At 54.1% G+C, this 12500-nt stretch carries 8 protein-coding genes, 3 tRNA genes, 2 rRNA genes and 1 pseudogene (1 of these 14 only partly in view); 5 read left to right on the top strand and 9 right to left on the bottom strand.

Going from position 1 to position 12500, the window contains the following annotated elements:
- Nucleotides 1-407 carry the 5' portion of a FadR/GntR family transcriptional regulator gene (locus tag HM1_RS10755; protein WP_012283397.1) on the bottom strand. Its footprint begins 304 nt before the window's first position, so the window shows 407 of its 711 coding nt (coding positions 1-407); its start codon is at nucleotides 405-407; the stop codon falls past the left edge of the window.
- Nucleotides 408-524: 117 nt separating this feature from the next.
- Nucleotides 525-2765, bottom strand: coding sequence for an SF1B family DNA helicase RecD2 (gene recD2 / locus HM1_RS10750; protein WP_049754123.1), 2241 nt, complete (start codon nucleotides 2763-2765; stop codon nucleotides 525-527).
- Nucleotides 2766-2908: 143 nt separating this feature from the next.
- On the opposite strand from recD2, the gene HM1_RS10745 reads away from it, so the two are divergent.
- Complete coding sequence (locus tag HM1_RS10745) at nucleotides 2909-3445, top strand: biotin transporter BioY (RefSeq protein WP_012283394.1); 537 nt, start codon at nucleotides 2909-2911, stop codon at nucleotides 3443-3445.
- Nucleotides 3446-3584: 139 nt separating this feature from the next.
- Here the strand turns inward: HM1_RS10745 and HM1_RS10740 are convergent, their stop codons facing one another.
- Together HM1_RS10740 and HM1_RS10735 are read right to left on the bottom strand one after the other, a co-directional pair.
- Complete coding sequence (locus HM1_RS10740) at nucleotides 3585-4289, bottom strand: zinc dependent phospholipase C family protein (RefSeq protein WP_041313775.1); 705 nt, start codon at nucleotides 4287-4289, stop codon at nucleotides 3585-3587.
- A gap of 397 nt (nucleotides 4290-4686) precedes the next feature.
- On the bottom strand, nucleotides 4687-5418 hold the full coding sequence (locus tag HM1_RS10735; RefSeq protein ID WP_012283392.1) for a nucleotidyltransferase family protein: 732 nt from the start codon (nucleotides 5416-5418) through the stop codon (nucleotides 4687-4689).
- A gap of 405 nt (nucleotides 5419-5823) precedes the next feature.
- On the opposite strand from HM1_RS10735, the gene ku reads away from it, so the two are divergent.
- The 4 genes and pseudogenes from ku to HM1_RS10715 all read left to right on the top strand — a co-directional run bounded on the left by ku (nucleotide 5824) and on the right by HM1_RS10715 (nucleotide 8534).
- Complete coding sequence (gene ku, locus HM1_RS10730; RefSeq protein ID WP_049754122.1) at nucleotides 5824-6654, top strand: non-homologous end joining protein Ku; 831 nt, start codon at nucleotides 5824-5826, stop codon at nucleotides 6652-6654.
- Nucleotides 6651-7283: pseudogene (locus HM1_RS16275) on the top strand (ATP-dependent DNA ligase); the annotation flags it as partial. The gene ku and the pseudogene HM1_RS16275, both read left to right, overlap by 4 nt.
- Nucleotides 7284-7352: 69 nt before the next feature.
- Nucleotides 7353-7655 (top strand): ATP dependent DNA ligase, encoded by a 303-nt coding sequence (locus HM1_RS10720; protein WP_257720234.1) that lies wholly within the window; start codon nucleotides 7353-7355, stop codon nucleotides 7653-7655.
- A gap of 114 nt (nucleotides 7656-7769) precedes the next feature.
- Complete coding sequence (locus HM1_RS10715; RefSeq protein WP_335324164.1) at nucleotides 7770-8534, top strand: DNA polymerase domain-containing protein; 765 nt, start codon at nucleotides 7770-7772, stop codon at nucleotides 8532-8534.
- 89 nt (nucleotides 8535-8623) lie between these two features.
- On the opposite strand, the gene HM1_RS10710 is transcribed toward HM1_RS10715, so the two are convergent.
- The 5 genes from HM1_RS10710 to rrf form a co-directional block, all read right to left on the bottom strand.
- Nucleotides 8624-8706 (bottom strand) — tRNA-Leu (locus tag HM1_RS10710).
- 8 nt (nucleotides 8707-8714) lie between these two features.
- A tRNA-Thr gene (locus HM1_RS10705) sits at nucleotides 8715-8790 on the bottom strand.
- A gap of 4 nt (nucleotides 8791-8794) precedes the next feature.
- Nucleotides 8795-8870, bottom strand: a tRNA-Lys gene (locus HM1_RS10700).
- A gap of 98 nt (nucleotides 8871-8968) precedes the next feature.
- A 23S ribosomal RNA gene (locus tag HM1_RS10695) occupies nucleotides 8969-11883 on the bottom strand.
- A 230-nt stretch (nucleotides 11884-12113) separates the two neighbouring features.
- Nucleotides 12114-12230, bottom strand: a 5S ribosomal RNA gene (gene rrf / locus HM1_RS10690).
- Nucleotides 12231-12500: the final 270 nt, after the last annotated feature.

The following is a 12500-nucleotide window of genomic DNA, read 5'->3' as shown; positions in this document are numbered from 1 at the left end:
TGCTCCATTTGCAACAAGGCTGCCTTCATCGATTTCAGGTGACATTCTTTTCGTCGCTGGGCCGCAAGACCGGCAGCGCCCACCTCCATGATTTTACGCACCTCTAGGATCTGCCGCGGCAGATCCTTCTCTACAAGCAGCAGCATAGCCAATGGTTCGATTACGCCATTTTCGGAGGGTTGGCGGATGAAGGCGCCGTCGCCCGGCTTGATATCGACGATGCCCATGGCCTCCAAGGCACTCAGCGCCTCCCGGACGGCCGCCCGGCTGACTTTTAAATTCTCTGCCAATTCCCGCTCCGATAACAAGCGGTCGCCTGCCTTCAGGTTTCCGCTTTTTACCAATTCTTTGATTTGTACGACAATTTCTTCATATATCTTTTTCGTGCGGATTGGACGCAATTCCATGTTAACACTCCCTTTCCTTCGTGACAAAAACTTTCTTCATCACAGAGAGAAATCCTCCTAGAGGTATGACCATCGGACCAATTTTTGAGGAGAAAAGATTATTTTTTTGGTTCAATTTTATCTCTGGGCATACTGATCAGAGTGCGATGATTCGAGGTCCTTTTCATCGTTCAGATCGCCTTCCCCCACTTCCACCGCAGCTTCCCCACCCCAATACTGAGAAAGTCCGCTGTAACGAAAAGCGTCCTGTTCATTTGTGACCGCAAAAGCGAGCGCATCAGCCATGCCGATCAGGATAGCCTTTTCACGAGCTCGTGTCACCGCCGTGTAAACCAGGTTGCGCCGCAGCATCCTCCGATGTTGAAGGGTCATCGGCATGACCACAACGGGGTATTCACTCCCCTGCGCTTTATGTACCGTGGTGGCATAAGCGAGCATCAATTGATCCCACTCGGACCGCCCGTAGGATACAAGTCCCTCGTCGAAACGCACGACGATGGTATCCTCGTCAGTCTCTTCCTCCCCGCTTAGCAGTATGTCCTCAATAAAACCGAGATCGCCATTAAATACATCTTTTTCATAGTTATTTTTCAGTTGCATCACCTTGTCGCCGGTGCGAAAGACATGGTCTCCGGCTTTAACCTCTCTCTTACCTGTGTTCATAGGATTCAATTGCTCCTGCAGCAACTTGTTGAGGTTCCAAACACCAACCTCAGTGAAACGCATCGGAGAGAGCACCTGTACATCGGCAAGGCCGTAACCGGCCCGTTTAATGGCGCGGTTCACCGTCTGCAACAGCGCGTCCAATATCTCAGCACTGCTGTTGCGCCGTAGAAAGAGGAAGTCCTTGCGACCGGACAGATCAGGAAGGATGCCTGATCGGATCCGGTGAGACTCCGTCACGATCGCCGATGTCTCGGCTTGGCGAAAAATATGATTCAAGCGAAGGATGGCCCCGACATCATGCTCAATGATGTCCCGCAGGACCTGGCCCGGTCCAACAGAAGGGAGTTGATCCCGGTCGCCGACGAGCACCAGCCGGGCGCCTTTTTTCAGCGCTCGGAGCAGGCCTGCCATCAAGGGAATGTCAACCATGGAAACCTCGTCGACGATGACGACATCCGCCTCCAGCGGTTCTACATCCCAGAAGGGATCCGTCTTACCGCCGCGCAAACCAAGCGCCTTATGGACAGTGAAGGCCGGTTGCCCCGTCGTCTCGGCGAGGCGCTTGGCTGCCCTGCCTGTCGGCGCGCAAAGAACAATGTCCGCATTCGGCCGGGCGCGGTTAACAAGGGCGATCAGCCCTCGAATAATCGTCGTCTTCCCTGTTCCCGGACCACCGGTGATCACCGTCAGCCCATGATTAGCCACACCAAAGAAAGCAGCCTTCTGCCTCTCGGCATAACGGATGCCGAAATCCTCCTCCATCGTGGCGATCACCGACTCCACATCGACAGGCCAAGGCTCGCCTTCTTCCGACAACCGGCGCAATACCCGGGCAACAACACGCTCAGCGCGGTACAATTCAGGCAGGTAACAACCATCACCGAACAAGCGGATCACCTGCGCCTCTGCAGCTTCTGCCACCTGCTCATGTAGGTTCTTTTCCTCGGGCGCCTCGGGATATAGCTCCGACCGGGCAAGGATATTTCCCGTCTGGGCCAGCAGTTCCGACGCCGGCAAATAGACATGACCCTCATCGCGAGCAAGATAGAGACAGTAGACGAGGGCAGCCTGCAATCGTTTCGGTTCATCTCCACGGAATCCCAACCGGTGGGCGATGCGGTCACATTGGTCAAAGGTCACGCGCAGATCTATAGCCAGCCGATAGGGATTCGCCTCGATCACCTCCAGGCTGTCCCGGCCGTAGCGCCGAAATATACGATACACCAGATCGCCGTCGATGCCATAACTGTTTAATGACGTCATCAGGTTTTCCCCAAAAGCGAACTCCCGGTAGGACTCCAAAATAGTCGTCGCTTTATCCGAAGATAGCCCTTCCATATCGAGAAGCCGCTGCGGCTCTTCCCGCAGCACCGTCAGCACGTCGGCGCCGAAGGCGCAAACCAGCTTCTTTGCTGTTTTGCGTCCGATCCCCTTGATCAGCCCGCTCGATAAAAACTTTTCCATCGCTTTGGGGGTCGAAGGCGGCAACATGCGGCAACGGGCAAAGCGAAACTGCCGGCCGAAACGGGGATGCTCCACCCACTCGCCTTCCAAGGCATAGGATAAGCCCGTCTCAGCCGAGAGCAGCGGTCCCACAGCCGTCATCCGCTGGGAATCAACCTTAAATACAGCCACTGTATACGCTTCCTGCTGAAAGAGGATGCGAATGAGTTCTCCCGTCAATTGTTCCAATAAAAACCCGCCTTATCGTACATCGGGATGCAACGCTGGATATTTGTCAACCCCAACATATATGTCCGTTGACAATCATCCGGGGCGCGATTACAATCAGGATCGGAGTCACGTCCAAGTATACGCAGAAAGGAGTGGGTGACATGAACACCCGTGACATGACCCTATCGGCCCTCATTGCAGCCATAATCTTTATTTCGGCTCAACTTTCCTTTCCCCTGCCATTCAGCCCCGTTCCGATCACATTGCAGGTTTTCGCCGTCCTGCTCTTCCCCCTGATCCTGCCTTTGCACATCGCCCTTACCGGCATCGCCGTCTACCTCTTCCTCGGCGCCGTTGGCATCCCTGTTTTCGCCCAGTTCGGCGGCGGTATCGGCGTCCTACTGGGCCCCAAGGGCGGCTACCTGCTCGGCTTCCTGCTCTCCACTATCGCCTGCGGTCTCCTCAGCCGGCAATGGCCAAAGGCCGGCCTAATTCGGAACATCCTTATCGGCGCCGTGGGGCTGACCATCATCTACACCACCGGTGTTCTCGGCTTGGCCAAAGCCCTCTCTGTCCCCCTCGACAAAGCGCTCACCATGGGTCTGTACCCCTTCCTGCCTGGAGATCTGGTCAAACTGACTGCCGCTTCCGTCGTTGCCCTTTCCGTCGACAAACGGATCAACCACCAGTTCGTCTAAACAACCTTTTGTCCTTTCGGAGTATTTCCAAGTCAAATATTTTGTAGCGCAAACAGAAACACCGGGGGCAGATGTCTCTGCCTCCCCGGTGTTTCTTCGTCTATTTTAGAAGCTATAAGTCAGCCTACGCAGGAGTACCTTACTCGCCTTCTCTTGAAAGGGTGTCGAAGAAATATTTCACGAATCCGGCCGTTGTCCGCTGAGCTAAGGGCAACAAGACCATCATGGCCTGATGGATAGATGCCGTATTCCGTCCAGACACTGCTGTAAAGTGATCATAGGCGACACGTGCGTTTTCATCCACCCATTCAGCCGGTTTTTTATGATCAGCATAATCTCCGCCAAAGGCGACAGCATAGTCATAGCGCTTTTCCTCGGCAAAGGATTCAAACTCGCGGTGACCGGAAAAAATGGCGCCAACAGCATGATGGGGCACACAAAGGTCCTGCACAAAGTGACAGGCGGCGCCGAGAAAAAACATCGCCCTGGCTTCTTTCTTCTCTTGATACAACTTGACGGCTCGCCGAAAGTACCGTTCGATCTCCGTGACGGCGCTTGGACCGCCGAACAAACCCTTTTTTGAGACGGGATTATAGTAATGGGCCACATTACGCCAGCTCTGGTCGACAAAAGCGACGCCTTCAATCATTTGGGACTGATAATAGGCTACTTGCCGAGCCTCAGCCTCAAAGCCGTCGTTTCTTAAGATTTCTTTCGCTTGGTTGATACAAAAATCATGGGTAACCGCCGCGAGACCGCCCACCCTATCTTGGACGGGTGAAGCGGAAACAAGCAACCAACGCGCCGCTATTTGGATCGGAGGATCGCCTATCAAAAATCGCAAGCCGCACACCTTCCCCCTTCAGCACTTGGAGCCCTCTCTCATGCTAACAATCGCTCATTAACACAAAATAAACCCAGAGTAAAGAAACAGTTAAACAGAGAAAAGAAAAAGCCCGATCCGTTTCGGGCTGTCTATTCGGGGGGGGGGAAGCCCCCTGGGGAAGGGGCTTCCAGAGGAGAAACATAGGGGAACTAAAGGGGGTAATCCCCTACAAGCCTAGTTATGTCCAAAAATGAAAGACCTTATTCCAAGATTACTTCAAAACTGAACAACAAAATCGTGTAGGTAAAGGGGAAGGCGCCCCGGATCGCTCGGAGCGCCTTCTCGACATCTTTTTCGGTTCCTTCGCTCGACGCTGCAGTGCAACATGATTACGGTCGCCTACGGCAATGTCTGATTACATCGCTTCCTTATAGTCGTGGCTTAACTTGCCATTTTTAATGTCTATGTGCACCTGATTGTACTGTTCAATGGTGCCGATGTCCTTCCAGTACCCTTTCGCCTGTACGCCGTAGAGGGGTAAGTTTTCGGACATCAATCTGGGAAAGAGTTGTTTCGAGAAATCATAAAAACCGTCGGGAATATATGTAAATACGTCTGGCTCAATCACGTAAATTCCCGCATTAATCGTGTTTGTAAAGACCTGTTCCGGTTTCGGTTTCTCGATGAACCGACGTATGCGTCCATCCTCATCAGTGATCACGATGCCAAACTGCGTGGGGTCCTCCACCCAAGTCAAGGCCATCGTCACCATCGCTTGCTTCTTCTGGTGAAAATTGATGATTTTCCCTAGGTGTATATCCGTTATGCCATCACCACTGATCGCCAAAAACGTCTCGTCTAGAAACTCCTGCGCCTGTTTTACCGAACCTGCCGTCCCCAGCGGTTCCTTTTCAATGAAATACTCGAAACGAACTCCAAAACGGGAACCATCACCAAAATAATTCATGATCATCTTAGGATGGTAACAAAGGGTGACGGCGATGTCAGTAATGCCATGGCGCTTCAAGAGCATCACGGCATACTCCATCGCAGGACGTCCATGAATGGGAACCATCGGTTTCGGCATGTTGTCTGTCAATGGACGCAAACGTGTTCCCAGTCCTCCGGCCATGATCACGGCTTTCATAAGGAAATACACTCCCTTTCAATCCCAGAAGCCAAAACTACCCTTTTTATATATTCTATGGAACTCGGAATTATTCGCCTCCTTTCGCATCAACAAACAATTGATCTTGCAACCGTTATCCAGATTGCAGGGACCTGCTCTTATTATACTAGTTCCCTCTTGGAGCTTCCAGACCTGCCCTCATTTTACCATCTTTTTTTAAATTATATTGTAATTTTTTTGTTACCTTAGGTTATCATGCTCAGCCTATGCGCTCACCCTGTCAAAAACCGAATGTGCCCTGGCGGGACAACGATTAATTTGGATACTTCTTTTTCAACGAAACGGGGGAAACTAGCCTTTAGAACAGGCTTTAAACTTTATGCAGCGAGGGCCACTCAAGGCCTTGCTGAATCGACAAGGGGGATGATTGTGAGAAGCATCTGGAAAGGCGCGATCAGCTTTGGTCTGGTGCACATCCCGATCAAGCTTTTCGCAGCTACTGAAGAAAAGGACGTGCGCTTTCACCTCCTCCATAAAGAGTGCCACAACCCCATCCAGTATCAAAAACGCTGTCCCTATTGTGACCGCGAGGTGACACCCGAAGAGATCGTCAAGGGCTTTGAATACGACAAGGGCCGCTATGTCATCATCACCCAAGAAGAACTAGAAGGACTTGCTCCTGAAGGCAGCCGATCCATCGATATCCAGTCCTTTGTCGCCTTGAAAGAGATCGATCCGATTTTCTTCGTGAAAACCTATTACCTTTCACCGGATCAGCATGGACAGAAAGCCTATGCCTTGTTGCGCAATGCCCTCAGGGAGACTGACCGCCTAGCCCTTGCGCGGGTGATCCTACGCACCAAGGAAGCTCTTGTGGCCCTGCGCGTCTACGGCAAGGGACTGGCCATGCATACCATGCTCTATCCGGAGGAGATCCGGTCCATGGAACCCTTAGGCGATCTGGGCGAGAGCATTGAGGTATCGGCAAAGGAACAGACAATGGCGGTCCAACTGATCGAGAGCCTCACAGAGCCTTTTGACCCCGTCAAATGGCAGAGCGAACAGCGCGAACGAATTCGCCATTTTATCAACGCCAAGGTCCAAGGCCAGGCCATTGTAGAAGCGCCCCAGACGCCGACAGTCGGCAAAGTGATCGATTTGATGGAGGCGCTCAAGGCGAGCATTCAACAGGTGAAAACCCAGCAAAAGAAAGAAGCAGCGCCCAAAAAAGAGCGCCGCCGTAAAACCTCATGACGCCGAAGCGGACAGCGGCAACGTCTGACCCTTCGTTCCCCGCGAAGAAATCCACTATTCAGCAGCTCTTGCCGATGGAGCCTCTTCCCCACCCGAAACCCTTCGATCACCCTGACTATCTTTTCCAAGTGAAATGGGACGGCATCCGAGCACTGGCCTTTGTTGACGACGACGGCGTGAAGCTGCAAAACCGCAAAGGGCGGGATATTACCAGCACCTACGTCGATGTGGCGGCGCAGCCCATCCTGCAACGAGGATGCAGTGGGATAGTCGACGGCGAACTGGTGGTGTTGGATGCGGCAGGGAAACCAAGCTTTCCCCTGGTTCTTCGCCGGGAACAAGCGCGCACGGAAGCCACCATCAGACGCCGTGCCAAGCAATAGCCAGCCCATTTTATGGCTTTCGATCTTCTTGAACTGAACAGCAAGACGCTTTTCGAAACGCCGCTAAAGGAAAGGCTGGACATGTTGGGAGAACACCTTGTCGTCAGCGATCGCGTCGTTTTCACGGACTCTCATGAGGAAGAGGGCATCGCCTTTTTCCAAGGCATAGCAGCGCTCGGATTGGAAGGCATGGTTGCAAAAGACAAGAACAGCCCCTATGTTCCCGGGAAGAAACACAGCGCCTGGAAAAAGGTCAAGAACTTTCGCGAGATCAGCTGTCCGGTCATCGGTTACACGCAAACCCAGCCGGGCCGCGTGGCGTCGCTCGTCCTTGGCGCTCCAGGCGAGGATGCGCCCCTTTATATCGGTCGGGTGAGTTCAGGCCTGACGGCCAAGGAGGCAGAACAATGGCACCAACGGCTGTTCCCCCAACGCTACGAGGAGGAGAACAAGGCAGGTTCGGCAGGAGTTATTCCGGTGAACAAGGTTTTCCGGGAGAAAAAGGGATACACCCCGGTGTATCCCAACCATTTCGTTCGCGTCCGCTACCTCGAGTGGACACCGGACCTGCAGCTGCGCCATCCCTCCTACCTCGGCGAAGCAGAAAGTTCGAGGTGACTCTCCATGGCAAAACGCTGCTGCTGAGCAATGTGGAGAAGTTGTTCTGGCCCCGGGAAGGGTACACGAAGGGCGACCTGATCGAATACTACCTTAAGATCGCCCCCCTACCTCTTGCCCCACCTCAAAGGTTATCCACTAGTGCTGGTCCGTTATCCCGACGGGATCGATGGAAAGTTCTTTTACCAAAAAGAAGCGCCCCCCTCCCGTCCCGACTGGCTGCCCACCGTAGAGGTGGCTTCAAAGGGAAAAAGAAAAAGCATCCGCTACTGTCTGGTAGAGGATGCTGCGGATCTTTTGTTTCTGATCAACCTCGGCTGCATCGAGATTCATCCCTGGCTGTCGAAGACGGATGCCCTAGATCATCCGACCTCAATGGTCTTTGACCTCGATCCTCATGAAAGCCAGTCCTTCCAGACGGTGGTAGAGGTGGCGCTGCTCCTGAAAAGTGTCCTCGATACCTTCGGGCTGACCGCTTATCCGAAAACGTCGGGCGCATCGGGGATGCATATTTATGTGCCTGTCGGCGACGGTTACGATTATCAGACCGTTCGGAAATGCGCCGTCACCATCGCCAAGTTCATTGAAGCTGTCGACCCACGTGTGACACTGGTTCGCCCCATCCGTGATCGAGGAAACCGTCTCTACCTGGACTGCTGGCAGATCGGTCGAGGAAAGACGGTGGCCGGCGTATACAGCCTACGCCCCGTGCCGGGCGCACCTGTATCCACTCCCTTGCTCTGGTCCGAGGTTAACAGGGCATTGCAACCGAAGGCTTTCACCATGCAAACGATTTTTGAACGGCTCCATCGAATGGGGGACCTCTTCCGGCCAGTTCTGGAACAGAAAAATGACCTGGCCCCGCTGACAAAACATTAAATCAATGTAGCACGACAAAACATCAAATTGGACAAAATCATAAAAAATAAAACACCATTTCTTTTATTGGAAATGGTGTTGCTTTTCTATGGTGCGAGAGGGGGGACTTGAACCCCCACGGTTGCCCACACGCCCCTCAAACGTGCGCGTCTGCCAGTTCCGCCACTCTCGCATAATCCATGGAGCCACCGACCGGGATTGAACCGGTGACCTTATCCTTACCAAGGATACGCTCTACCGACTGAGCTACGGCGGCACGATGGTGATCCATGCTGGACTCGAACCAGCGACACCCTGATTAAAAGTCAGGTGCTCTACCAACTGAGCTAATGGATCAATGACTAAGTCAAAGAAGCACGGTTACTTTTTCGTCGCTAGGACGATAAAAATCGCTTGCTCCTTCAAAACTGGACAGAGGATTGTTTTTCGCGCAAAAGGTCAAGTCCTCGACCGATTCGTACCCGTCGACTGAACGCCTCGCGGCGCGTACATCTCGGGCCGATCTACCAGGTCATCCTCCTGGGGTCTTACCTCTTTCGAGTGGGAAGTCTCATCTTTGGGTCGGTTTCGCGCTTAGATGCTTTCAGCGCTTATCCGCTCCCGACATAGCTACCCAGCGCTGCCGTTGGCACGACAACTGGGACACCAGCGGTCGGTCCACCCCGGTCCTCTCGTACTAGGGGCAGCTCCCGTCAAACTTCCTCCGCCTGCGATGGATAGGGACCGAACTGTCTCACGACGTTCTGAACCCAGCTCACGTACCGCTTTAATGGGCGAACAGCCCAACCCTTGGGACCTACTTCAGCCCCAGGATGCGATGAGCCGACATCGAGGTGCCAAACCTCCCCGTCGATGTGGACTCTTGGGGGAGATAAGCCTGTTATCCCCGAGGTAGCTTTTATCCGTTGAGCGACGGCATTTCCACTCACATACCGCCGGATCACTAAGCCCGACTTTCGTCCCTGCTCGACTTGTCTGTCTCGCAGTCAAGCTCCCTTATGCCTTTGCACTCTTTAGACTGATTTCCAACCAGTCTGAGGGAACCTTTGGGCGCCTCCGTTACCTTTTAGGAGGCGACCGCCCCAGTCAAACTGCCCACCTGACACGGTCCCTGCGCCCGCTTCAGGGCGCCAGGTTAGAACTTCAGTGCATTCAGAGTGGTATCCCACCGTCGACTCCACCAAACCTGGCGGCCTGGCTTCCACGTCTCCCACCTATCCTGTACAAAACACACCAAAATCCAATGTCAGGCTACAGTAAAGCTCTACGGGGTCTTTCTGTCCTATCGCAGGTAACCCGCTTCTTCACGGGTAGATCAATTTCGCCGAGTCCCTCGTTGAGACAGTGCCCAGATCGTTACGCCTTTCGTGCGGGTCGGAACTTACCCGACAAGGAATTTCGCTACCTTAGGACCGTTATAGTTACGGCCGCCGTTTACTGGGGCTTCGGTTCAAAGCGTTAACCTCTCCCCTTAACCTTCCAGCACCGGGCAGGCGTCAGCCCCTATACGTCACCTTGCGGTTTGGCAGGGACCTGTGTTTTTGCTAAACAGTCGCCTGGGCCTCTTCACTGCGACTCCCTCGATGCTATGATGTCATAGCTCGCCGGAGTACCCCTTCTCCCGAAGTTACGGGGTCATTTTGCCGAGTTCCTTAACGAGGGTTTGCTCGCGCGCCTGAGGATTCTCTCCTCGCCTACCTGTGTCGGTTTGCGGTACGGGCACGTTACATCTCCCTAGAGGCTTTTCTTGGCAGTCTGGAATCAGTGACTTCGCTACTAAGGTTCGCTCCCCATCAGACCTTCGCGTTGATGAGCGACGGATTTGCCTATCGCTCCGCTACCGTCTTTGGCCATGCTCGACCGGCGGCATGGTTCACCTATCCTCCTGCGTCCCCCCATCGGTCAAACGATCCAACGTGGTACAGGAATCTCCACCTGTTGTCCATCACCTACGCCTTTCGGCCTCGGCTTAGGTCCCGACTTACCCTGGGCGGACGAGCCTTCCCCAGGAAACCTTAGGCTTGCGGCGGGCAGGATTCTCACCTGCCTTTTCGCGTACTCATACCGGCATTCTCACTTCCTTGCGCTCCACCCAGCCTTCCGGCTGAACTTCTACGCCCAAGGAACGCTCCCCTACCCAAGACCTTAGTCTTGCCGAAGCTTCGGCGGCCTGTTTAGCCCCGTGTCATTTTCCGCGCAGCGTCACTCGACCAGTGAGCTATTACGCACTCTTTCAATGATGGCTGCTTCTAAGCCAACATCCTGGTTGTCTGGGCAACGCCACATCGTTTTCCACTTAACAGGCACTTGGGGGCCTTAGCTGTCGGTCTGGGCTGTTTCCCTCTTGACGACGGATCTTAGCACTCGCCGTCTGACTCCCGGGCATAAATGCGGGCATTCTGAGTTTGACAGGGTTCGGTAACCGGTGAAGGCCCCTAGCCCTATCAGCGCTTTACCTCCCGCATTCTAATCCCGAGGCTAGCCCTAAAGCTATTTCGGGGAGAACCAGCTATCTCCGGGTTCGATTGGAATTTCTCCCCTACCCACACCTCATCCGCCGACTTTTCAACGTCGGTCGGTTCGGGCCTCCACGAAGTTTTACCTCCGCTTCACCCTGGACATGGGTAGATCACCCGGTTTCGGGTCTGCAGCCACGAACTATGCGCCCTGTTCAGACTCGCTTTCGCTTCGGCTTCGGCTTTTTGCCTTAACCTTGCTCGTGACCGCAACTCGCCGGTTCATTCTACAAAAGGCACGCCATCACGGTTAAACCGCTCTGACTGCTTGTAAGCATACGGTTTCAGGTTCTCTTTCACTCCCCTTCCGGGGTGCTTTTCACCTTTCCCTCACGGTACTTGTGCACTATCGGTCGCTGAGGAGTATTTAGCCTTGGAGGGTGGTCCCCCCGGATTCCCACGGGATTTCACGTGCCCCCGCGGTACTTGGGATCCCTTCTATCCGTCTCGCCTTTTCGCCTACAGGGGTGTTACCTGCTGTGCCGGGCCTTTCCAGACCGCTTCGACTAAGACAATTGGGACATGGTGAAGGTCCCGCAACCCCGCCTCCGAAGAGGCGGTTTAGGCTCTTCCCCTTTCGCTCGCCGCTACTGAGGGAATCTCGGTTGATTTCTTTTCCTCCGGGTACTGAGATGTTTCAGTTCCCCGGGTTGGCCTCCCACGCCTATCGATTCAGCGTGGGATACTTGGATATGACTCCAAGTGGGTTGCCCCATTCGGGTATCCACGGATCGAGGCCTGCTTGCGGCTCCCCGTGGCTTTTCGCAGCTGTCCGCGCCCTTCTTCGCCTCTCAGCGCCTAGGCATCCGCCGTATGCCCTTACTAACTTGACCTTATAATCGATTATTGTCGTTGCAACCTGTCTGTCGTGTCGCCGAACTTATCTTTTCACTGACGCGTCAACGATGCCTGGCATCGTCGACCCATCATCGAATCGATAAGGTTCGTTCAGCGCTACTGACAGGCGCTTCGACCATAACCGCTTGCGCTTTACTATCCTCTGTGCAGTTTTCAAGGAGCAAAGGGCGACCGCCTTGCAGCGGTCCTGCCGGTTTCCCGGCTGATCCGGCAACGTCCTACTCTCCCGGGGACCACCGTCCCAAGTACCATCGGCGCTGGAGAGCTTAACTGCCGTGTTCGGGATGGGAACGGGTGTGACCTCTCCGCCATTGTCACCGGATCATCTTTAGTTGTGAGGAACGACCGTCACGAACATTTCCGACCATCGCCGCTTGCTGCGGCGTACCGTCGTCTGTCCGCTCACCAGAATTCAGAGTCTATCACACCGGCTAATTGAAATCAACCAGAGTCTTTTTCCTCTGAAACCGGTGACCCGGTCCCTCAAAATCAAACAGTTGCTTTCATGCGTGCTTTTTAGTCCGCGCGGACCTTTCCTGGTTCGCCCTGCTCTTGACGAGCCAAGCTGCTGCCAGGAGGTATCCGCCGGCTC

This window comes from Heliomicrobium modesticaldum Ice1 (assembly GCF_000019165.1).
Classification (GTDB): Bacteria; Bacillota; Desulfitobacteriia; order Heliobacteriales; family Heliobacteriaceae; genus Heliomicrobium; species Heliomicrobium modesticaldum.
This window is presented reverse-complemented; position numbering and strand designations above follow the sequence as displayed.

Excerpts from the sequence above, each read along its gene's own strand:
- HM1_RS10745 (WP_012283394.1), top strand. The coding sequence starts at position 2,909 with ATGAACACCCGTGACATGACCCTATCGGCCCTCATTGCAGCCATAATC.
- HM1_RS10735 (WP_012283392.1), bottom strand. The coding sequence starts at position 5,418 with ATGAAAGCCGTGATCATGGCCGGAGGACTGGGAACACGTTTGCGTCCA.
- ku (WP_049754122.1), top strand. The coding sequence starts at position 5,824 with ATGATTGTGAGAAGCATCTGGAAAGGCGCGATCAGCTTTGGTCTGGTG.